The organism is Delftia sp. DLF01 (genome assembly GCF_014852125.1).
GTDB classification, from domain to species: domain Bacteria; phylum Pseudomonadota; class Gammaproteobacteria; order Burkholderiales; family Burkholderiaceae_C; genus Comamonas; species Comamonas acidovorans.
This window is the reverse complement of sequence record NZ_JACVAZ010000001.1, coordinates 343,187-364,791: the sequence shown is the minus strand read 5'-3', so window position 1 is coordinate 364,791 and position 21,605 is coordinate 343,187. Positions and strand designations below refer to the sequence as shown.

General features: G+C 66.6%; 21 protein-coding genes. 6 read left to right on the top strand and 15 right to left on the bottom strand.

Translation table 11 applies throughout. The features are described 5' to 3' along the window. The first annotated feature begins 112 nt into the window (after nt 1-112). Nucleotides 113-1,909, top strand: coding sequence for a phospholipase D family protein (locus IB269_RS01655; protein ID WP_192366282.1), 1,797 nt, complete (start codon nt 113-115; stop codon nt 1,907-1,909). Between the two features lie 13 nt (nt 1,910-1,922). Here IB269_RS01655 and IB269_RS01650 read toward each other — a convergent pair whose 3' ends face one another. Continuing rightward, the gene (locus tag IB269_RS01650) at nt 1,923-2,912 is read right to left on the bottom strand and encodes a tRNA dihydrouridine synthase (RefSeq protein WP_192366281.1); all 990 of its coding nucleotides are present in this window, start codon (nt 2,910-2,912) and stop codon (nt 1,923-1,925) included. A gap of 225 nt (nt 2,913-3,137) precedes the next feature. Here IB269_RS01650 and IB269_RS01645 point away from each other — a divergent pair, with 225 nt between their 5' ends. Next, nucleotides 3,138-3,668: a hypothetical protein gene (locus tag IB269_RS01645; RefSeq protein ID WP_192366280.1), complete on the top strand. Its 531-nt coding sequence runs from the start codon at nt 3,138-3,140 to the stop codon at nt 3,666-3,668. Between the two features lie 30 nt (nt 3,669-3,698). Here the strand turns inward: IB269_RS01645 and IB269_RS01640 are convergent, their stop codons facing one another. From IB269_RS01640 to IB269_RS01615, 6 genes are all read right to left on the bottom strand, one after another. After that, nucleotides 3,699-4,910: a N5-glutamine methyltransferase family protein gene (locus IB269_RS01640; RefSeq protein ID WP_192366279.1), complete on the bottom strand. Its 1,212-nt coding sequence runs from the start codon at nt 4,908-4,910 to the stop codon at nt 3,699-3,701. A gap of 45 nt (nt 4,911-4,955) precedes the next feature. After that, nucleotides 4,956-5,477: a GNAT family N-acetyltransferase gene (locus tag IB269_RS01635; protein WP_013801040.1), complete on the bottom strand. Its 522-nt coding sequence runs from the start codon at nt 5,475-5,477 to the stop codon at nt 4,956-4,958. A gap of 257 nt (nt 5,478-5,734) precedes the next feature. Beyond that, the gene (locus IB269_RS01630; RefSeq protein WP_192366278.1) at nt 5,735-7,231 is read right to left on the bottom strand and encodes a coniferyl aldehyde dehydrogenase; all 1,497 of its coding nucleotides are present in this window, start codon (nt 7,229-7,231) and stop codon (nt 5,735-5,737) included. 130 nt (nt 7,232-7,361) lie between these two features. After that, nucleotides 7,362-7,715: a hypothetical protein gene (locus tag IB269_RS01625; protein WP_012207005.1), complete on the bottom strand. Its 354-nt coding sequence runs from the start codon at nt 7,713-7,715 to the stop codon at nt 7,362-7,364. Between the two features lie 30 nt (nt 7,716-7,745). Beyond that, complete coding sequence (gene clpB, locus IB269_RS01620; protein ID WP_012207006.1) at nt 7,746-10,358, bottom strand: ATP-dependent chaperone ClpB; 2,613 nt, start codon at nt 10,356-10,358, stop codon at nt 7,746-7,748. Nucleotides 10,359-10,491: 133 nt separating this feature from the next. Further along, on the bottom strand, nt 10,492-11,400 hold the full coding sequence (locus IB269_RS01615; protein WP_192366277.1) for an AraC family transcriptional regulator: 909 nt from the start codon (nt 11,398-11,400) through the stop codon (nt 10,492-10,494). A gap of 104 nt (nt 11,401-11,504) precedes the next feature. Between IB269_RS01615 and IB269_RS01610 the strand changes: the two genes are divergently transcribed. Further along, a complete protein-coding gene (locus IB269_RS01610) occupies nt 11,505-12,395 on the top strand; it encodes a DMT family transporter (protein WP_225613937.1) in 891 nt (296 codons plus the stop codon). Between the two features lie 12 nt (nt 12,396-12,407). Here IB269_RS01610 and IB269_RS01605 read toward each other — a convergent pair whose 3' ends face one another. Further along, nucleotides 12,408-12,869, bottom strand: coding sequence for a molybdenum cofactor biosynthesis protein MoaE (locus IB269_RS01605; RefSeq protein ID WP_034396618.1), 462 nt, complete (start codon nt 12,867-12,869; stop codon nt 12,408-12,410). A gap of 96 nt (nt 12,870-12,965) precedes the next feature. On the opposite strand from IB269_RS01605, the gene IB269_RS01600 reads away from it, so the two are divergent. The 3 genes from IB269_RS01600 to dapA all read left to right on the top strand — a co-directional run bounded on the left by IB269_RS01600 (nt 12,966) and on the right by dapA (nt 14,793). Further along, nucleotides 12,966-13,220 (top strand): hypothetical protein, encoded by a 255-nt coding sequence (locus IB269_RS01600; RefSeq protein ID WP_012207010.1) that lies wholly within the window; start codon nt 12,966-12,968, stop codon nt 13,218-13,220. A gap of 8 nt (nt 13,221-13,228) precedes the next feature. After that, nucleotides 13,229-13,573 (top strand): hypothetical protein, encoded by a 345-nt coding sequence (locus tag IB269_RS01595; RefSeq protein ID WP_192366275.1) that lies wholly within the window; start codon nt 13,229-13,231, stop codon nt 13,571-13,573. A 284-nt stretch (nt 13,574-13,857) separates the two neighbouring features. Further along, entirely contained in the window at nt 13,858-14,793 is a 936-nt protein-coding gene (dapA, locus tag IB269_RS01590; protein WP_192366274.1) for a 4-hydroxy-tetrahydrodipicolinate synthase, read from the top strand. Here dapA and IB269_RS01585 read toward each other — a convergent pair. The 7 genes from IB269_RS01585 to IB269_RS01555 all read right to left on the bottom strand — a co-directional run bounded on the left by IB269_RS01585 (nt 14,739) and on the right by IB269_RS01555 (nt 21,483). Beyond that, nucleotides 14,739-15,092, bottom strand: a complete 354-nt coding sequence (locus IB269_RS01585; protein ID WP_097201556.1) for a recombinase family protein — start codon at nt 15,090-15,092, stop codon at nt 14,739-14,741. The two genes, dapA and IB269_RS01585, sit on opposite strands and share 55 nt — an antisense overlap. A gap of 5 nt (nt 15,093-15,097) precedes the next feature. Next, complete coding sequence (gene moaD, locus IB269_RS01580; RefSeq protein WP_192366273.1) at nt 15,098-15,373, bottom strand: molybdopterin converting factor subunit 1; 276 nt, start codon at nt 15,371-15,373, stop codon at nt 15,098-15,100. Then, the gene (gene glp, locus IB269_RS01575) at nt 15,370-16,605 is read right to left on the bottom strand and encodes a gephyrin-like molybdotransferase Glp (protein WP_192366272.1); all 1,236 of its coding nucleotides are present in this window, start codon (nt 16,603-16,605) and stop codon (nt 15,370-15,372) included. Before glp ends, moaD begins: the two co-directional genes overlap by 4 nt. 9 nt (nt 16,606-16,614) lie before the next feature. Further along, nucleotides 16,615-17,175 (bottom strand): molybdopterin-guanine dinucleotide biosynthesis protein B, encoded by a 561-nt coding sequence (gene mobB, locus IB269_RS01570; RefSeq protein ID WP_034396637.1) that lies wholly within the window; start codon nt 17,173-17,175, stop codon nt 16,615-16,617. A gap of 46 nt (nt 17,176-17,221) precedes the next feature. Further along, nucleotides 17,222-18,649 (bottom strand): threonine synthase, encoded by a 1,428-nt coding sequence (gene thrC / locus IB269_RS01565; RefSeq protein WP_192366271.1) that lies wholly within the window; start codon nt 18,647-18,649, stop codon nt 17,222-17,224. 140 nt (nt 18,650-18,789) lie between these two features. Further along, nucleotides 18,790-20,139 carry a homoserine dehydrogenase gene (locus IB269_RS01560; RefSeq protein WP_012207018.1) on the bottom strand — a complete coding sequence of 450 codons (1,350 nt, stop codon included), beginning with the start codon at nt 20,137-20,139 and terminating at the stop codon, nt 18,790-18,792. A 108-nt stretch (nt 20,140-20,247) separates the two neighbouring features. Next, entirely contained in the window at nt 20,248-21,483 is a 1,236-nt protein-coding gene (locus tag IB269_RS01555; RefSeq protein WP_013801028.1) for a pyridoxal phosphate-dependent aminotransferase, read from the bottom strand. Nucleotides 21,484-21,605: the final 122 nt, after the last annotated feature.

The following is a 21,605-nucleotide window of genomic DNA, read 5'->3' as shown; positions in this document are numbered from 1 at the left end:
CTGGTCCGGCAGGCACGCCGCGTTTTCGGCCACATCCGCCGCAGATGTGTCATGCAAGAATTCAACAGCTCCGCATTCGCACAGATCAGCCCACCTACCAGTTTCAATCACCATGAGCGACTTGCCCTTACCCCTGAACCGGTTGCGTCAGTCGCTGATGGGCATGGTCTTGCTGGCGCTTCTTGCGTCTACCGGCTGCGCGGGCTTGCCCAGTCAGGTGGAAAGACCCGTGACCCGGGCGCTAACCAACTCCTCTGTCACCCCCCTGGGCCAGTTGATCCAACAGCAGCGCTCCGAAGCGGGAAGCAAGCAGACCTCCGCCTTCACCCTCCTGTCCGGTGCCCAGGCGGCCTATGGCGCCCGGCTGGCACTGGTCGAGGGAGCGCAGCAGACGCTGGACCTGCAGTACTACGCCATCCATGCCGACGAGAGCACGCAGCGCCTGCTGCGCGGCGTGGTCGAGGCAGCACGGCGTGGCGTGCGCGTGCGCGTGCTGCTGGACGATTTCCACAGCACGGGCGCGAATGCGCAGGTCATGCGCCTGGCCTTTGTGCCGGGTATCGAGATGCGCATGTTCAACCCCCTGGCAGGCGCGCGCAGCTCGGCACTGGGCCGGGCCTATACGCTGCTGACGGATTTCCAGCGGGCCCAGCAGCGCATGCACAACAAGCTGTTCATCGCCGACAACGCCATGGGCGTGATCGGGGGGCGGAATCTGGGCGATGCGTATTTCGATGCGGACAGCGCCAGCAATTTCGTGGACCTCGACGTGCTGGCGGCGGGGCCGGTGGTCGGCGATCTGTCACGCAGCTTCGACAGCTATTGGAACAACCAGCGCGCCTATCCCGTCCAGTCGCTGATCAGCCTCAAGGAGCTCAAACAGTTGCGCGAGCGCTTTGCGGACGATGATGACCAGGCGCAGGAGGATGACCCCACGCCAGCCGTTCCTCCGAAGGAGGCAAAGGCAGATGACCAGACGGCCGAGCAGCGCCGGATCATCTGGGACCAGCAGCCCATGGATTTGCGCAAAGCTCGCTGGACCTGGGCATCGGCCGCCGTGCTGGTGGATGAGCCCGCCAAGATTCCGCTGGACAGGGATGAAGGCCCAGGCTCCATCACAGGCGCTGGCACGGATGCGTCTGCACAGGCCAGCCCCGCTCCGCACAGCCCGCAGGCCAGGCCTGCCGGCACGCTGCCCATGGGCCAGCCGGCTGGCACCCTGCGCCAGGCGGCGCGTCCGGTGCTGGAGGCCGATTCGGTGGTCGATGGTCTGCTGGCCCTCGTGCGCAAGACCCGGCGCGATCTGCTGGTGGTCTCGCCCTACTTCGTGCCGGGCCCGGACATGATGGAGGCGTTTCGTGGCGCGCGGCAACGCGGAGTGCGCGTGCGGATTCTGACCAATTCGCTGGCTTCCAACGATGCACCCTTGGCCCATGCCGGCTATGCGCGCCACCGCAAGGCGCTGCTGGAGATGGGCGTCGAACTCTACGAGATGCGCAGCACGGCGGCCAGCGTCCGCTCTGCATTCGGTTCGGGCAGCACGGGTGGCGGCGGTCCTTCGGGTTCCACAGGCGCATCGCGTGCAATGCTGCACTCCAAGCTGCTGGTGGTGGACGGGCATCTGGTGGCAGTCGGCTCGATGAACCTGGATCTGCGCTCCCAGTTGCAGAACACCGAGATTGCCCTGCTCATCGCCAGCCGCGAGTTCGGCCGCCTGGCCACGCAAAGCATTGACGAGGGCCTGCAGGATGGCAGCTGGCGCGTCGAGCTCGACAAGGATGGCGAGCTGGTGTGGCGGGCTTCGGAAGACAGTGAGCGCGGTGACGAGCACAGCGAGCCCGATGCCAGCTGGGGCCTGCGCCTGATGCTCAAGCTCATTGGCCCGCTGGCGCCCGACCATCTGCTGTGACCGGCCGATCGCGCTAAAGCCCGGCCCACTCCTGGCGCCGCGCCAGCGCTTGCACCCACAGCGTGATCTCGCGCTGGTCAGTCTGCGTGCGCACTTCCTGATAAGCCTGCTCGGCTTCGGGAAAGCGGCGGCGCAGCAGGTTCAGCCATTGCTTGAGGCGGCCTGCGCGCTGGCGCGGCTCCAGATCCTCGCAGACCATGTCCCAGAAACGCTGGACCTGCGGCACCAGATCGCTCCAGAACACCTGTGCTTCAACATGCTCTGCTGACATCTGCCCGCCTTCCACTGCAGCGCGAATGGCCAGCGCCAGGCCTGGGTCGGCAACGATTCCCCGGCCCAGCATCAGATCGCCGCAGCCCGATTGCTCGCGGCAGCGCAGCGCATCCTCCACCGTCCAGATCTCGCCATTGGCCACCACGGGCACGGTCACGGACTCGCGGATGCGCGGGATCATGTCCCAGTAGGCAGGCGGACGGTAGCCGTCGAGCTTGGTGCGGGCGTGGACGACGATTTCGCAGGCGCCACTGGCCTGCATGGCCTGGGCGCATTCGGTCATCAGGGTCGTGTCGTTGAAACCCAGGCGCATCTTTGCCGACACAGGCATGGCCGCCGGCACGGCAGCACGCACGGCACCCACCACGCGCGCGATCTGCTCAGGGTCCTGCAGCAGCGCAGCACCGCCGCCATGGCGGTTGACCACCTTGGCGGGGCAGCCGAAGTTCAGATCGATTCCCTCCGGACCCAGGCGCGCCAGATTGGCCGCATTGGCCGCCATGCTGTCCGGGTCCGAGCCCAGCAGTTGCGCACGCACGGGCACACCGGCCAGCGTCCGGCTGCCATTGTTGAGCTCCGGCATGGTGCGCAGGAACACCTTGTCGGGCAGCACGGTCCCCGTGACGCGGATGAACTCCGAGACACAGCGGTCTGCGCCGCCCACGCGCGTGAGCACATCGCGCAGCACGAAATCAAGCAAGCCCTCCATGGGCGCCAGCAACAGTCTCATCACCTATGTCGCGGGGCCTGCGCCCCGTCTTCCTGTTACAGATCAAACAATATTTCTGCGATCGGCATCGGCCGCCAGCCCCTGGAAATCAGCGCCCGCCCATGCGATGGCAGGCGATTGTGCCCTTGCCGCAGAGCATCGGTCGGACCAGTTGTCATGGCTTCTTCACGCCACGGTCATTCATGTAACGTGCAATCGTGGCTTGTCGGACTCCCTGCCCCCACCATGCTGCTGCAAAAAACTGCCAAGGCCCTTGAAGAGCTGCAGCCCGGCCGCCGCAGCCTGCCGCTGCGCGAGCGCTCGGTGCTGCTGATGGCCGATGGCCGCACCGAGGAGCAGTTGCAGCAGGTCCTGGGCGCACAGGCCGGCGAACTGATCGAGCAACTGATCGCCAGCGGCCACCTGCAGCGCCTGGCTGGCCAAGCCGCCGCGTCATCGCCCCAGGCCGCCTCCATGGCACCGGCCGCTGCGAAGGAATCCAACCCGCCCAGCCCCGCCGCCACGCTGAATCTTGCCGGCACACGCATGTACCTGTTCGATATGTGCGAGCGCATGTTCGCCAACCGCCATGAGGACAAGGCCCAGGTGCTGCGCCATCTGCTGCGCGAGGCGCGCGATCTTGAGGCACTGCAGGCGGCCGCCCTGCAGCTGCTGCAGACCGTGCAGGAACATGCGGGCGACGAGCGCGCCGATGCCCTGCGCGAGCGCCTGCGGCATCTGCTGCCCCAGGAGGCAGCGACGGCACAGGGCGCCTAGACGAATCGAAGGGTGGACGCGCGCGCGCGATCAGCGCGGCGCCAGGCGCCACAGCGAGGTGAGCTCGGCGGCGCGTGCCGCGTGCAGCGGATCGGTGGAGTCCGCAGCCTTTCCATGGCGCGGGCGGATGTCCTCGCGGCCCAGGACCTGCAGGCCTGCGGCATCGATCCAGCCCAGCAGTTCCTCGCGCGAGCGCAACTGCAGGTGCTCGGCCAGATCCGACAGAATCAGCCAACCTTCGCCGCCCGGCAGCAGATGTGCAGCAAGGCCTTCGACAAAACCGCGCAGCATGCGGCTGCCTTCGTCATAGACGGCCTGCTCCAGCAAGGAGCTGGCCTTGCCCGGCAGCCACGGCGGATTGCAGACCACCAAGGCGGCCCGGCCTTCAGGGAACAGGTCCGCCTTGCGCAGGCTCACGCGCTGCGCCAGACCCAGCCGCTGCAGGTTGTCCTGCGCGCAGGCCAGTGCCCGGTCGCTCAGGTCGGTGGCCACCACCTGCCGCACGCCACGGTGCAGCAAGAGAGCGGAAAGCACACCCGTGCCCGTGCCGATATCCCAGACGGCGGCGTCGGCCTGCTGGGCTGCGGCCGGCAGGGGCGCCTGCGCCACCAGATCCAGGTACTCGCCGCGCACCGGGGAGAACACGCCGTAGTGCGGATGAATGCTGAACTCCGGCATGCCCGGCACGGCCAGGGCCACGCCCTTCTTGCGCCACTCATGTGCGCCCAGGGCACCCAGCAGTTCACGCAGGGGAACGATCACCCTTTGAGCACCCTGGTCGGCGGGAATCTCGCCCCAGGCTTCGCGGCAGGCTTCGCTCCAGTCCGGTGCGCGGCGCAGGGCGCAGTGCCAGCGGGTATCGAGCTCGATCATCACGCTGGACAGGATGCGCGCACGCTGCGCCAGTGCCTGGCGGTGCAGGTGGAAGGCGTGGGGAAAGACTGGCTTGGCGTCTTCCTTGCCGGCGCGGCGCTGGCGCGCCTTGGCGGAAGTCTCACGGGCGGGCTTGTCGAGGCGGCGGCCCAGGGCCGACAGCAACTGCCGGGCATTCTGGAAATCGCCGCGCCACAGCATGGCCTGGCCTTCGCAGGCCAGGCGGTAGGCGCTGTCGGCGGCCAGGCTGTCGTCAGCGATGACGATGCGGCGCGGTGCGGTCATGGTGCTGTCCGCGCGCCACAGGGCAACCTGGGTGGCCTCGTGCTCCTGCCACTGCAGCAGGGACCAGTTCTGGGAAGAGGACAAGGCCTGCTGCTCCGTGAGTGATGGGTGGATGGTTTGGCGAATCGATCAGTTCAGTGCGCGCTTGAGCCGCACTTCCTCGATCTTGAGAGCGCCGACCTGGGCCGTCTTGGCGGTGGACATTTCGCGCTTGAAGCCGGCGAGCTCATGGAAGCGCAGCGCGCGTTCATTGCGCAGCGGCACCCACGAGGTGACATTGGTGCAGCCTTCTTCGAGCAGGCCGTCGCGTGCGGCGTCCCACAGGGCCACGCCCACACCCTGATTCCAGTGCGTGGGAGAGGCATAGATGGCCCAAATTTCACCGGTGGTCTGGCGCGACTTTTCATCGCGCGAGCGGTCGAAACCGACGAAGCCGACGATCTTGTCGCCATCGATGGCGACCTGAACCTGGGGTTCGCAAAATTCGATGGCTTCGCGCCAATAGGCCTGGCGTTTTTCTACCGACGACATGCTCTTGAGCTGGTCATCGGGAACCAGACCGCGATAAGCCTCCATGGCGGAAGCAGTATGGATCTGGGCAATCGCTTTTGCATCGCGGAGAGTGGCTGGACGAACCTGGATACTAGACATGGAAAAACCGAAACGAAAACAGGTGAAAATAGAAGGGCGTGATTTTCACAGGAATCGCGCTTTTTGCGTGCGTTGCGGCTCTTAGCCATGCACGCAAGTACGGCTGTGCTCGTTTTCTTGCCCTCGGGATTGGGATGTGCTATGTGCTCTCCAAAAAAGAGCAGCTGGCGCACGCGACACAAGGCTTGGCAAGGAATCAGTTGACAATTTCTCACGATGCAGGCAAGCCCGGCAACGGCGAGAAATCACCCCCTCGCTCACAGCCAGCGGCGCATCAACTCCATGATGCGGTCGAACCTTGCGCCATAGGGCGGATACAGCATTGGAGCCCCCGACCAGCGCGACTGCACGAACACCGCCTTCTGATGGCTCAGCCGTGCAAAGCCCTGCTCCGAATGGTAGGCACCCCAGCCGCTGTCGCCCACGCCGCCGAAGGGCAGGTTCTCGTGGGCGAAGTGCAGCAGGGTGTCGTTGACCGTCACCCCGCCGCTGATGGTACGTGACAGCACGGCATCACGCACTTTCTCATCGCGGCCGAACCAGTACAGCGCCAGCGGCCTGGGCCCCGCATTGATGGCCGAGACCACGTCATCCAGCCTGTCGTAGCTGATCACGGGCAGGATGGGGCCGAAGATCTCCTCCTGCATGAGCTGCATCTGGCTGGTGGCATTGAAGACCAGGGCCGGCGCCATCTGGCGCTCCACGGCATCGCCCCAGGCCATGTCGGCGCTCTCCTGGCCGGCTCCGCCATCCTCCATCCACTCGACATGCGCCCCCATGCCCTGGGCCTGGCGCAGCATCTGCCGCAGGCGCGCCAGGTGGCGCTTGGTGAGGATGGCCGCATAGTCCGGATTGCCGGCAAAGCGCGGGAACAGCCGCCGCGCCGCGGTGCGAAAGGCCTCGGCAAACTCCGCCTCCTGCCCGCGCGGCAGCAGCACGTAGTCGGGGGCGATGCAGGTCTGGCCCGCATTGACGAGCTTGCCATGCGCGATCTTGAGCGCGGCCTCCTTCAGGTCGCAGTCGGTGGAGATGATGCAGGGCGACTTGCCACCGAGCTCCAGCGTTGTCGGCGTCAGGTGCGCCGCCGCCGCCTGGGCCACGCGCCGGCCCACGGCAGTCGAGCCGGTGAACAGCAGATGGTCGAAGTGCAGGCCCGAGAACTGCGTGGCAATGCTCACATCGCCTTCGATGACGGCGAATTCCTCGGGCGCGAAAAACTGCCCCACCAGCGCTGCCAACTGGGCCGAGGTGTGCGGCGTGAGTTCGCTGGGCTTGAGCATGACGCGGTTGCCCGCCGCCAGGGCCGTGATGGCCGGCCCCAGCGCCAGTTGCACCGGATAGTTCCACGGGGAAATCACCCCCACCACGCCCAGCGGCTGGCGCTCTATCCAGCCCCGGCCGGGCATGAGCATCAGCGGCGTTCGCACCCGCTGGCGCCCCGACCAGCGCGCCAGATGGCGCAGCGTGTGCTTGAGCAGGTTGCGCAGCACGAACAGCTCCACCATCTCGGTCAGCCGTGGCGAGCGCATGCCGAAGTCGGCCTGCACGGCGGCAGCCAGCACGGGGCCGTGCTCGTCCAGCAGCTTTTGCATGCGCAGCAGGCGCTCGCGGCGTACCAGCAGGGGCACGTCCACCTGCGCCCGGCTGGCCTGGTACTGAAGGTCGAAGACGCGGTGGAGATCCAGCTGGGTCATAGGCTCAATGGTAAGAAGACACTTGCATGCGCCGCATTCCAAGGATGCGGCGCGGCACATGTTGGCATGCAGCGGCAGGAAAAAAAAGGGAGCCTTGCACGGGCTCCCGAGGGTTTCAGACTATACGGGCCGACACGCGCGGCCTGGGCACGAAGATGCACAGGCCGCGTAAAGGCTGCAGCAAGACGCTTCAGGGCTCGCGCACTTCACGGGGCTGAACGTCGGTCACCTCGCCCGCACCCGGCAGTACGCCAGCACCGGCGCGGCGGCCACCGCCCTCGGCAGCGCCATAGGCGCGCTGGGGACGCTGTGCCATCCACTCGGAGCCGGAGCGGTACACGGTCTGCCAGCCCGCCCGCGGGCTCATGCGCATGGCCCAGGGCATCACCGGCTGGCCGGTGAGCCTGGCCCACAGCGCCCGCACGGCCCAGACCAGGGCCAGCAGCGCCGCGGCGGTCAGCAGGCTGACAAAGAAGACCAGGCCCACAAGCATCAGCAGGATGCGAACGGCCCAGCGGGTCAGGGTGGCGACAAAATCGTTCAAAGCAAAGCCTTTCTTGGCTGGCCCGGTGCGTCAGGCGGGGTCTGCCGCATCGAACCGGAATACGCCCGGCTCCAGTACCGGGTCCACATGTACCGCAATCGTGCTCTTGGGCGGGAAGCGCCCTTCGAGCAGCAGTTTCGACAGCGGATTCTCGATCCGCTGCTGTATCGCGCGCTTGAGCGGCCGGGCCCCGAAAACGGGATCGAAGCCCACCTTGGCCAGTTCGGCCAGTGCCTGGTCGGACACCTGCAGCGCAAGGTCCATTTTCTCCAAACGACGCTCCAGCAGCTTGAGCTGAATCCTTGCGATCGACTCGATATTCTTCGCGTCGAGCGCGTGGAAGACCACGGTTTCGTCGATGCGGTTGAGGAATTCGGGTCGGAAATGGTTCTTGAGTTCCCCCCAGACCGCATCTTTCACATCATCGTAATCCTCGCCGACCATGGCCTGGATCAGCAAAGAGCCTATGTTGCTCGTCATCACGATGACCGTGTTCTTGAAGTCCACGGTGCGGCCCTGGCCATCGGTCAGGCGGCCATCGTCCAGTACCTGCAGCAGCACGTTGAACACGTCGGGATGGGCCTTTTCCACCTCATCGAGCAGCAGCACGCTGTAGGGCTTGCGGCGCACGGCCTCGGTCAGGTAACCGCCTTCCTCGTAGCCGACGTAGCCGGGCGGCGCGCCGATCAGGCGGGCCACGGAATGCTTTTCCATGAACTCGCTCATGTCGATGCGCACCAGATGGTCTTCGCTGTCGAACAGGAAGCCGGCCAGCGCCTTGCACAGCTCGGTCTTGCCCACGCCCGTGGGGCCCAGGAACAGGAAGGAACCGGTAGGCCGGTTGGGATCGGACAGGCCCGAGCGCGAGCGGCGAATGGCATTGGCCACGGCCGAGATGGCCTCGTCCTGGCCGACGACGCGGTCATGCAGCCGGTCTTCCATGCGCAGCAGCTTGTCCTTCTCGCCCTGCATCATCTTGGCCACGGGAATGCCCGTGGCACGGCTGACCACTTCGGCAATTTCCTCGGCGCCGACATGGGTGCGCAGCAACCTGTGGGCGGGCGCGCCGCCCTGCCCCTGCTCGTTGGCCTGGGCTTCGTTGAGCTGCTTTTCCAGCGAGGGCAGCTTGCCGTACTGCAGCTCGGCCACCTTGTTGAAGTCGCCCTTGCGCTTGAGCTCCTCGATCTGGATGCGGATCTGGTCGATCTCCTTGCGGATCTGCTCGGAGCCCTGGGCGCTGGCCTTCTCGCTCTTCCAGACCTCTTCCAGGTCGGCGTACTCGCGCTCCAGGCTGCCGAGTTCCTCCTCGATCAGTTGCAGGCGCTTTTGCGAGGCCTCGTCCTTTTCCTTCTTCATGGCCTCGCGCTCGATCTTGAGCTGGATCATGCGGCGCTCGAGCTTGTCCATGACCTCGGGCTTGGAGTCGATCTCGATCTTGATCTTGGCCGCCGCCTCGTCGATCAGGTCGATGGCCTTGTCGGGCAGGAAGCGGTCGGTGATGTAGCGGTGGCTCAACTCGGCCGCAGCCACGATGGCCGGGTCGGTGATGTCCACGCCGTGGTGGGCCTCGTAGCGCACCTGCAGTCCGCGCAGGATGGCAATGGTGTCCTCCACGGAAGGCTCCTCGACCAGCACCTTCTGGAAGCGCCGCTCCAGCGCCGCATCCTTTTCGATGTACTTGCGGTATTCATCGAGCGTGGTCGCGCCGATGCAGTGCAGCTCGCCGCGCGCCAGGGCCGGCTTGAGCATGTTGCCCGCGTCCATGGCGCCGTCGGCCTTGCCGGCACCGACCATGGTGTGGATCTCGTCGATGAACAGGATGATGCGGCCCTCTTCCTGCGCCACTTCCTTGAGCACGGACTTCAGGCGTTCCTCGAAGTCGCCACGGTATTTGGCGCCGGCCAGCAGGCCCGCCATGTCCAGCGACAGCACGCGCTTGTTCTTGAGGCTTTCGGGCACCTCGCCGGCCACGATGCGCTGGGCCAGCCCCTCGACAATGGCGGTCTTGCCCACGCCTGGCTCGCCGATGAGCACGGGGTTGTTCTTGCTGCGGCGCTGCAGCACCTGGATGGAGCGGCGGATTTCGTCGTCACGCCCGATCACCGGATCGAGCTTGCCGATGCGCGCGCGCTCGGTCAGGTCCATGGTGTATTTCTTGAGGGCCTCGCGCTGGCCTTCGCCTTCGGCGCTGTCCATGGTCTGGCCGCCGCGCACGGCGTTGATGGCCGACTCCAGGCTGGAGCGCGTCACGCCGCTTTCCTTGAGCAGTTGGCCTGCGCGCGTGGAAGAGCCGCTGCTGTCGGTCAGCGCCAGCAGGAACAGCTCACTGGCAATGAATTGGTCGCCGCGCTTCAGGGCTTCCTTCTCGGTCGCCTGCAGCAGCCGGCCCAGCTCGGAGCCGACCTGCACCTGGTCCTGGTGCTGCACGCGCGGCAGATCGGCCAGGGCCTTCTCGGCTGCGGCCTGCAGCTGGCCCACGTTGGCGCCGGCGCGCTGCAAGAGCGAGCGCGGACCATCGTCCTGGCGCAGCAGCGCCACGAGCAGGTGCAGGGGTTCGATATTGGATTGGTCACCGCCCAGGGCCAGCGTTTGCGCGTCGGCCAGGGCTTCCTGGAACTTGGTTGTCAGTTTGTCGATTCGCATGGTGTTTCTTTTCGCTCCTGAAACAGGGTCATTGCGATTTATCTGATACCGGCAGGGCAAATTTCAAGCCATGCCCGGCCCGCAAGGACAGACGCTTGCGCCAGATCAAGGCCGGCGAGGCCGGCCATCCTATTCAAGCATTGCGCTGAAAGATCGAGAACTGCGTAGGCGTAACGCCCAAATGCGCCCGGAAGCTGCGCACCAAGTGGCTGGCGCTGGAAAAGCCGCAATCCAGCGCCAGCTCGGCCAGCGGCGGCACGTTGCGCGCAGACAGAGCGCGCCGTGCCCGGGCCAGGCGCTGCTGCAGCACCCATTCGTGCACCGTGCAGCCCATGCTCTGGCGGAACATGCGTGCGAAATGGAATTCGGAGAGGCAGGCCTGTCTCGCCAATGCCGGCAGCGACACGGCCTTGGAGTCATGCAGATGCGCCTCGACATGGGCCAGCACCTTGCGCCGCATGGCCGCAGAAAGCCCGCCCAGCGGCCGCTGCAGCGCCTGCAGCTGGCGCGGCGTGGCGGACTGCAGCACCAGCCGGTCCACCAGCTGCTGGCCAATGGCATCGGCCGCCAGTTGCTGCTGCGGGTCATGCCAGTCCAGCTGCATCAGCGCACGGGCACCGGCGTGGAAGGCCTGATCATCCCCGTAGATCTGCGCACGCAAGGTGCGCGAGCGGGGCTCGGCATCCAGCATGCGGACCACGCGCCCCGCCCAGGCCAGGTCGGACACATACAGGTGCAGGAACTGCACGGGCGAGCGCACCAGCCAGTGCGATTCGTCCTCTGGCGTGAAGATGCAGATGCGCCCCGGCGCCCCCATGGCCTCGGGCCGCGCCTTGAGCTGCGAACCCTCGCCCCCGGCCAGGTAGACCGACAGCGTGTGGTGCCCGGGCTGGCAGTAGCGCACCTCGTCGTCCACATTGGCCCAGACGGCCAGTTCCACCCCCTCGCTCAGGCGCACGCGCCGCTGCAGCCGGGCCTTGGAGCGTGACAGCACCTGGCACAGGTGGCTGGAGGGCAGCTCGGGCAGCGGCGTGGGCGTCATGGCAGCGATTGTGGTCCCGCAGCCATACCGACGCATGGCGCCAGGCCATCAAACCGCAGGAATCTGCCATGCCCGCCCAGCCTGCGGCGCCATCATCACCGGCCATGACTGCCACCCTCTATGCCCTGGTCGTGCTGATCTGGGGTTCGACCTGGATCGCCCTGAAGCTGCAGCTGGGCGCCGTGCCCGTGGAGCTGTCCATTGCCTACCGCTTTGCGCTGGCCGCCGTGCTGATGTTCGCCTGGCTGGCCTGGTCGCGGCAGCTGCGCGTGCCCCGCGGCCCGGCGCTGCCGCGCGTGCTGGCCCAGGGCCTGTGCCTGTTCAGCTTCAACTTCGTGTGCTTCATGCATGCCAGCGAGACGCTGGCCAGCGGCCTGGCCGCCGTGGTGTTCTCCAGCGCCAATCTCTGGAACGCGCTGCTGGCGCGCATCATCCACGGCCGCAGGCTGGCACCCCATGTGCTGGCCGGCAGCCTCTTCGGCCTTGCAGGCCTGGTGGCGCTGTTCTGGCCCGAGCTGCGCGCAGGTCGGCATGCCAGCCCGCCTGGCCTGGCCTGGGCGGTGCTGGGCACGCTGTGCTTTTCCTGCGGGAACATGCTGTCTGCCTCGCTGCAGTCCATGGGCTGGCGACCCGCACAGACCAATGCCTGGGGCATGCTGGCCGGCACGCTGCTGCTGACCGGCTATGCGCTGGTGGCAGGCCTGCCCTGGCGCTTCGATACCAGCTGGACCTATGTGGGCTCCTGGCTGTACCTGGCCATTCCAGGCTCGGTGATTGCGTTCACGGCCTACCTGACCCTGGTGGGCCGGCTGGGTCCGGAGAAGGCGGCCTATGCGACGGTGCTATTCCCCATTGTTGCGCTCAGCATCTCGGCCCTGTTCGAGGGCTATGTCTGGACGCCGCTGGCCGTGGGCGGGCTGCTGCTGGTGATGCTCGGAAACCTTCTGGTGTTCCGCCCGCCGCAATGGTTGCGGGGTGCTGCGCTCAAGGCCTGAAGGCCCGCCGCCTCACTGGCGCCAGCGCGCCAGCGCCTCTTCGTCGCTGACGCGCGCATCCACCCAGCGCGCGCCCTCGGGCGTCTGTTCCTTCTTCCAGAAAGGCGCCAGCGACTTGAGGTAGTCCATGATGTATTCGCAGGCCTGGAAGGCCATGCCCCGGTGCGATGCGGTGACGGCCACGAGCACGATCTGGTCCAGGGGCTGCAGCGGGCCGATGCGGTGGATGACGCGCGCGCCATGGATGCCGAAGCGCTGGACCGCCTCGTCGATGATGGCCTCGATGGATTTCTCGGTCATGCCCGGGTAGTGCTCCAGCTCCATGCTGGCCACGGCGGCGCCCTCGTTGCGGTCACGCACCGTGCCGATGAAGCTGCAGACCGCGCCCACGCGCGCGTCGCCGCCGCGCAGGGCGGCGAGTTCGGCCGATACGTCGAAATCCTCGGTCTGGATGGATACACGGGCTGCTTGCATGCCCGCATTGTCGCAGGGCGGCGACGCACCAGGGTGTGATGAACGCGGTAGCATTGCCCTCCCCCGCCGCCGGCCTTTTGCTGCAGCGGGCCATGCATGGCCACACTCACGATCACCACCCCCGAATACACGCTCTACCCGTCGCCGCGCAACGAGCAGCGCGTGGTCTACGAGCATCAGCTGTTCGTGTCCCATCCCTACACCATCATCCATCTGCCCGACTACAACTTTCGCGGCAAGGCCACGCTGTTCGCAGCCCACCGCCTGGCCGACGGCAAGATGGGCCAGCTCGTGAGCTGCGAGCTGGCCGAGGACCTTGCTCGCTTCGAGCGCCTGTTCGAACCCGATTGAGGCGCGCCATGGACGAGACCAGCCAGATACAGCCGCCGCCGAGCTTTGCCGCCCTGTATGCCGACCGGCACGGCCGGCTCAAGGCATCGATTGCAGACGTGGTCGGGCGCTATGAATTGTGCGAGGACCTGGCCAGCCACCTGGTCGAGCAGGCGCAGACGCTCTATCACTCCGGCAACTCCTCGGAGCAAGGCGTGCTGCTGGGCATACACGCGGGCCTGGCGGCCGAGGGCTCCATCGTCAGCCCTGGCGAGGCGCGCTGGATCGTGCAGCGCCTGGCCGAGCTGCTGGAGTGGCAGGCACCGTTGCTGCCCGATGCATCACCCCCTCCCGGCGCCGAAGGCGCAGCCTGAGGGCCACCACCCAGGCGCTCAGGCGCGCTACACTGCGCGCCATGCCTGCAATCTTTGCCTTCCCCACATGCCACGGTGATGCCGTGCGCCTGTGCCTGGGCAAAGCCTGCAAACCCCAGCTCGTCTGACCGGAGCTGAGGTTCCGTCCAGATGAGCGACGGAACCGGCCCGGCAGCCTCCATCTCCCCTTCCCGCATCCCTTCAGGCGCCTGCCTTTCCGCCCTCGGTCTGGCCGGTGGCTGCGTCCGGTCGTTCATTGTTTGAATCACCCGAAGGGATCTTCCATGTCTTTGCCTTCCACCACCTCGCCGCAAGCCCGATTCCAGGGGCTGTGGCTTCCGCTGGTCACGCCCTTTCTTCCTGGAGATGAGGCGGCGGTGGACCACGGGGCGCTGCGCGCCCTGGTGCAGCACTACAACGCCACCGGCATCGCCGGCTACGTGGCCTGCGGCTCGACCGCCGAGGCGGCCGCGCTGAGCGAAGCGGAGCACGATGCCGCCCTGTCCACCATCCTCTCAGCGGCCCAGGGCATGCCCGTGGTCATGGGAGTTTCCGACTGCCACCTGGGGCATGCGCTGGCCCGCGTTCAGGCACTGAACGCCCTGCCGCTGGCCGGCATTCTGGTGCCCGCGCCGCATTACATACGCCCGTCGCAGGCGGGGCTGCTGCAGTGGTTCACGGCGATTGCCGAGCGCAGCGCCCATCCGGTCATCGTCTACGACATTCCCTACCGCACCGGCGTGGTGCTGGAGCTGGCCACGCTGCGTGCGCTGGCCGCACATGAGCGCATCGTGGCCATCAAGGATTGCGGGGGCGATGCCGCCAAGACCCAGGCACTGATCGCCGATGGGCAACTGCAGGTGCTGGCTGGAGAAGACGCGCAGATCTTTTCCACGCTGGCCCTGGGCGGTGCGGGAGCGATTGCTGCCAGCGCGCACGCGCATACACGGCACTTCGTTGAGTTGATGCAATGCCTGGAGCGTGGCGACCTGCCCGCTGCCCGTGCGCTGTGGCAGCCGCTGCAGCCGCACATCGCCGCCTGCTTTGCCGAGCCCAATCCCGCACCCATCAAGGCCTTGCTGGCGCAGCAGGGCCGAATGCGGGCAACGCTGCGGGCGCCCATGCAGGCTGCATCGGCCGCGCTGGCGCAACGGCTGGCCGGGATTCAGCTGCCGCTGCTGTCGTCTGCAGACGGTATTGCCGAGCGCAGGTCGGCATAGCGGTTCAGGATGCGTTGCACCTGACCGTGCGTCCACTCGCCGCCCCGGGCCGCGGCAATGCCGCGCGCATTGAGTTCGGCGGCCATGGCGCGGTGCGTCAGGCCGCGCGCCTGCAGTTCGGCGAACAGCGCCTCATGCTGCTGGGCGAAGGCATCGGCCGTGGATTTGCGCTTTTCCACGGTGGCGCGCAGGTTGTCTGCGCCTGCGCGGCCCAGTTGCACGCCGCGCGCCTTGGCTTCGGACAGGGCCTTGCGCGTGCGCGCGCTGATGGCCTGGTCCACGGGCTTGTCGGTGGTCATTTGGATCAACCTCCGGTCACGGGAGGGAAGAAAGCCACCTCGTCCCTCTGGTGAATGGCGGCACCGGCATCGCACAGGACCTGGTTCAGCGCCATGCGCACGGCCTTGCCAGGGGCCAGCGCTTCGGCGGCTGCACCGCCACGCGCAATCAGTTCCTCACGCAGCGCGCCCACGGTGGCGGCCTCGGTGGACAGGGTTTCGCTGCCCGTGCCCAGGGCTTCGCGGATGGAGGCGAAATAGCGCACGGTGATGGTGATGGCGATGGGGACGGCCTGGCTCATGACAGCAGCTCCGAAAAGGCGATGAAGCGCACCCGGTCGCCCGGCACAATGGCCTGGCCCGGCGGGTTGTCCACCACGCCATCGCCCCAGGCCGCCGAGGTCAGCACGCCCGAACTCTGGTTGCGGAACAGTTCCAGCCCGCCGCTGTCGTTGTAGCGCACGCGCAGGAATTCGCGGCGCTTGTCCCCGCGCGGCCAATGGAAGTCGGCGCGCACCTCGACCGAGCGCGGCAGCGCCTGCTGCACGCCCTGCAGGCGCAGCACGAAGGGGCGTACCAGCAAAAGGAAGGTGACGAAGCTGGAGACCGGATTGCCGGGCAGGCCGATGAAGTGGGCAAAGCCTTCGCCATCGCGGTTCACGCGGCCATAGGCGAAGGGCTTGCCGGGCTTGACGGCGATCTGCCAGAGGTCGAGCTGGCCCAGCGCCTGCACGGCGGGCTTGACATGGTCTTCTTCGCCGACAGACACCCCGCCGCTGGTCAGGATCAGGTCATGCGCGCGGGCCGCCTCGCGCAGAGCATCCACAGTGGCTTCGCGCCGGTCGGGGACGATGCCGAAGTCGGTGACCTCGCAGCCCATGCGCTGCAGCAGGGCGCGAAGGAAGAATCGGTTGCTGTTGTAGATGCTGCCGGGCGGCATCTGCTCGGGCGCCACGGTGCCCGGCATGACCAGCTCGTCGCCTGTGGAGAACAGGGCCACGCGCGGCTTGCGCGCCACGCGCAAAGAGGCCAGGCCGATGCTGGCCGCCAGGCCCAGCTCGGCCGGCGACAGGCGCGTGCCGGCCGCGATGACGGTGGCGCCGCGCCGGATGTCTTCGCCAGAGCGGCGTATCCATTGCCCGGCCTCGGGCCGCGCCTTGATGCGCACGCGACCGTCTTCCAGGACTTCGCAGTCTTCCTGCATGACGATGGCATCGGCACCTTCGGGCACCGGGGCGCCCGTGAAGATGCGCGCCACCGTGCCCACGGCCAGCGGCTGGCCCACGGCGCCTGCCGGGATGCGCTGCGAGACGGGCAGCTCGGCATTGCCCTGGGTGCATTCGGCGCTGCGCACGGCGTAGCCGTCCATGGCGCTGTTGTCCTGGGGCGGCACTTGCAGCGGAGAGACGGCATCGGCCAGCAGCACACGGCCATCGGCATCGAAGCTGTCCACGGTGTCATCGCCGGCCAGCGGCAGTGCCTGGGCCAGCAATTCGGCCAGCGCTTCGTCAAGGGGCTTGAGCGGGGCTCGCATGGTGTTTTCCTAATTTCGAGGGAGGCCTGGGGCACGGTAGCGCAGTTGCTGCGCATGCTCCAGCAGCCATTGCAGTATCTGCCCTGGCGCATTGAGATCGAGCACGGGCTGGCGCGGCGGCTCTGGCAGGCGCTGCGGTGCGTCGGTGGCAATGGCCAGCACATGGGGGTCGTGCGGATACAGGGGCGCCTGGGTCTTGCCGGCGCTGGCGCGCTCGGGCTGGTCGCGCCAGATCTCTATCTTGGGCAGGTCGGCGTGCTTGAAGCCTTCGACCAGCACCCAATCCACGCGCGGATCGAGTTCGGCCAGCATGTCGTGCACCGACAGCTCCGTGGGACGGGGAAATTCGCGCATCAGCGCCAGACGGCGATCCGAGGCCAGCACCACTTCATAGGCGCCCGCCTTGCGGTGGCGCCAGCTGTCCTTGCCCTCGTGATCGACATCGAAATGGTGGTGGGCATGCTTGACCACCGAAACGCTGAGCCCCTGCGCACGCATCAGCGTGATCAGGGGCTCCACCAGGCTGGTCTTGCCCGAGCCCGAGTAGCCGGCGAAGCCGATGACCTTCATCGCCATGCACTCCTGCTGCGGACCTTTGGGCAGCCCGGCTGCCGCATCAGTCGCAATGCCGGGCGATATAGGCCTTGACCTGCTCGGCGTCGGCCGGCAAGTCGGTCACGCGCTTGGGCAGGTCCTCGATGCCTTCGAACTTGGCCGGGCGATCGGGCAGGCGGCCCAGGGCCTCCTCGATGGTGGCGGCGAACTTGATGGGCAGTGCCGTCTCCAGCACGATCATGGGCACGCCGGACTGCAGCTGCTCGCGCGCCACCTTGACGCCGTCGGCCGTGTGCGTGTCGATCATGGTGCCGAAGCGCTCGAAGGTATCGCGGATGGTGGCCAGGCGGTCGGCATGCGTGCTCTTGCCGCTGACAAAGCCGTAGCGGGCAGCAGCTTCCTGGAACAGCGGATTGCCGCCCAGGTCGAAGCGGCCCTGGCGCGCCACGCCCTCGGCGAACAATTCGCGCGTGGCCTGGCCATCACGGCCCAGCAGGTCGAACACGAAGCGCTCGAAGTTGCTGGCCTTGGAGATGTCCATCGAGGGGCTCGACGTCTCGTAGGTATGTTCGCTGCCGCGCACCACATAGGCGCCTGTGCGGAAGAACTCGTCGAGCACGTCGTTCTCGTTGGTTGCCACCACCAGGCGCGCTATCGGCAGGCCCATCTGGCGCGCCACGTGGCCGGCGCAGATGTTGCCGAAGTTGCCGCTGGGCACCGTGAAGCTGACCTTCTGGTCATTGCTCTGCGTGGCCTGCAGGTAGCCGGCAAAGTAGTAGACGACCTGGGCCAGCAGGCGGGCCCAGTTGATCGAGTTGACCGTGCCGATCTTGTACTTCGCCTTGAAGGCGTGGTCGTTGGAGACGGCCTTGACGATGTCCTGGCAGTCGTCGAACACGCCCTCGATGGCGATGTTGTGGATGTTGGCATCCTGCAGGCTGAACATCTGGGCCTGCTGGAAGGGGCTCATGCGGCCGCGCGGGCTGGTCATGAACACGCGCACGCCCTTTTTGCCGCGCATGGCGTACTCGGCCGCGCTGCCGGTATCGCCACTGGTGGCCCCCAGGATGTTGAGTTCCTCGCCACGGCGGCCCAGTTCGTACTCGAACAGGTTGCCGAGCAGCTGCATGGCCATGTCCTTGAAGGCCAGCGTGGGGCCGTTGGACAGGGCTTCGAGCCACAGGCCGTCTTCCAGCGGGCGCAGCGGCGTGATCTCGGCCGTGCCGAACACCTGCTGCGTATAGGTCTTGGCGCACAGGGCGCGCAGATCCTCGGCCGGGATGTCGTCGATGTACAGACTCAGGATCTCGAAGGCCAGGGCCGCGTAGCCCTGCTCCTTGTAGATGCTGCGCAGCTCGCCCAGGCGGGCGGCATCGATCTGCGGATAGTGCTCGGGCAGGTACAGCCCGCCATCGGGCGCCAGGCCCTCGAGCAGGATGTCGCAAAAGCGCTTGCGGTCCGCGTGGCCGCGCGTGGAAAGATAAAGCATGTCGCTTCCTCGTCAGTATTCTGTGAGACGGGGCGCGGCCGATGCCAGGGATGCCGAGCAAGGGCCGCCCCGCAGCGAGGGCGTCGTCCCCCTCCCGCGTGCGAGAGAGGGGGAAGCGGCGCAGCCGCTCAGGGGGTGTCTTAGTTCAACTCTTCCTTGCGGATGCGGTTGATAGGAGCCAGCACCGTGGGCAGTTGCTGGATCTGGGCCAGGGCCGTGTCCATATCGCCTTCGCGCGTGGCATGGGTCAGGATGATCAGGTCGGTCTGCGGCACGCCCTGGCTACCTTCGCTGTCGCCGCTCACTTCGCCGGCCTCTCGCTGCAGCAGGGCGTCGATGCTGATGCCCATGCCCGCGAGGATGCTGGTGATCTTGGCCAGCACACCGGCTTCGTCGGCCACGCGGATGCGCAGGTAGTAGCTGGTGACCACCTCGCTCATGGGCAGCACGGGCAGCTCGCCACCTGCGGCGACCAGCGTGTTCGACTGGAAGGCCAGCGGGGGCACGCGGTGCTCGGGATCGGCCGTGTGCAGGCGGGCGATGTCCACCAGATCGGCGATCACGGCGCTGGCCGTGGGCTCGGAGCCCGCGCCCTTGCCGTAGTACAGCGTGGTGCCAACGGCATCGCCATGGACGACGACGGCGTTCATCGCGCCTTCCACGTTCGCGATCAGGCGCTTGGTCGGCACCAGGCTGGGGTGCACGCGCAGCTCGATACCCTTGTCCGTGCGCTTGGTGATGCCCAGCAGCTTGATGCGGTAGCCCAGTTGCTCGGCGTACTTGATGTCGGCCGCAGACAGCTTGGTGATGCCTTCCACATGCGCCTTGTCGAACTGCACGGGAATGCCGAAGGCGATGGCGCTCATCAGCGTGACCTTGTGGGCGGCGTCCACGCCTTCGATGTCGAAGGTCGGATCGGCTTCGGCATAGCCCAGGCGCTGGGCTTCCTTGAGCACCACGTCGAAGTCCAGGCCCTTGTCGCGCATTTCGGACAGGATGAAGTTGGTCGTGCCGTTGATGATGCCGGCCACCCACTGGATCTGGTTGGCCGTCAGGCCTTCGCGCAGCGCCTTGATGATGGGGATGCCACCGGCCACGGCCGCTTCGTAGGCCACCATCACGCCCTTCTCGGCGGCGGCCTTGAAGATTTCGCTGCCATGCACGGCCAGCAGGGCCTTGTTGGCCGTGACCACATGCTTGCCGGCGGCAATGGCTTCCAGCACCAGGGCCTTGGCAATGCCGTAGCCGCCGATCAGCTCGATCACCACATCGATCTCGGGATTGGCGATGATCTCGCGCGCATCGCCGACCACCTTGGCCGTGTCGCCCACGACGGAGCGGGCGCGTTCCGTATCCAGGTCGGCCACCATGGCAATCTCAATACCGCGGCCCGCACGGCGGCGGATCTCTTCCTGATTGCGCTGCAGCACGTTGAAGGTGCCGCTGCCCACGGTGCCAATGCCCAGAAGGCCTACTTGGATCGGTTTCATAAACTACTTGCCAGTCAAAAAACGCTGCGGCGCCCAGAGGGTGCGCGCCGGCAGCCGGTAAAAAGCAATGGCCGGCGGAAGGCCCTCTCCTCCACCGGCCCGCACAGCTCAGCCGCGGTCCGTGCCGTGGCGCTTGCGGTATTTCTCGAGGAACACTGCGAGACGGCGGATGGCCTCGCGCAGGTCGGTGTCGTGCGGCAGGAAGACGATGCGGAAATGGTCGGGGTGCGGCCAGTTGAAGCCTGTTCCCTGCACCAGCATGACCTTGGTCTCTTGCAGCACTTCCAGGAAGAACGCCTGGTCATCCTTGATCGGGTAGATCTCGGGGTCCAGGCGCGGGAACATGTACAGCGCGGCTTGCGGCTTGACGCAGCTCACGCCGGGGATTTCGGTGATCAGCTTATGGGCCAGATCGCGCTGCACGCGCAGCCGGCCGCCCTCCTGCACCAGCTCGTCGATGCTCTGGTGGCCGCCCAGCGCCGTCTGCACGGCCCATTGGCCGGGCACATTGGCGCACAGGCGCATGTTGGAGAGCATGTTCAGGCCCTCGATATAGTCCCGGGCCGCCTTCTTGTCGCCCGAGACCACCATCCAGCCGGCGCGGTAGCCGCAGCTGCGATAGGCCTTGGACAGCGAGTTGAAGGTCAGCGTCAGCACATCGGTGGACAGGCTGGCGAGCGGCGTGTGCACCACGTCGTCGTACAGCACCTTGTCATAGACCTCGTCGGCAAAGATCACCAGGCCATGCTCGCGGGCCAGCGCCACGATGCTTTGCAGCAGCTGCTTGCTGTACAGGGCGCCCGTGGGGTTGTTGGGATTGATGACGACGATGCCCTTGGTGCGCGGCGTGATCTTGGCGCGGATGTCGTCCAGGTCGGGCATCCAGCCGTTGGACTCGTCACACATATAGTGCACGGGCGTGCCGCCCGACAGGCTGGTGACGGCGGTCCACAGCGGATAGTCGGGCGCCGGCAGAAGCATCTCGTCGCCGTCGTCCAGCAGCGCGTTCGTGGCCAAGCTGATCAGCTCGGATGCGCCATTGCCCAGGTAGATATCGTCCAGCGTCACGCCCAGGATGCCCTGGCGCTGGGTCTCGTGCATCACGGCCTTGCGCGCCGCGAAGATGCCCTTGCTGTCCGAGTAGCCTGCCGAATTGGGCAGGTTGCGGATCATGTCCTGCTGCACTTCCTCGGGGGCATCGAAGCCGAACACGGCCAGGTTGCCGATATTGAGCTTGATGATCTTCTGCCCGTCCTCTTCCATCTTCTTCGCCGCGTCCATGATGGGCCCGCGGATGTCATAACAGACGTTGGCTAGTTTTGCGGATTTGAGAACGGTTTTCATGCTGAGAATATGAAAGTGGCCGGCGCGGGCTTGCGGCCTTCATGCACGCCAAAGTGCCCCATGCACCCTGGTGAAACCTATAATTTGACCACAGTTCCGCAATGCAGCATCGCCCTGGCCCC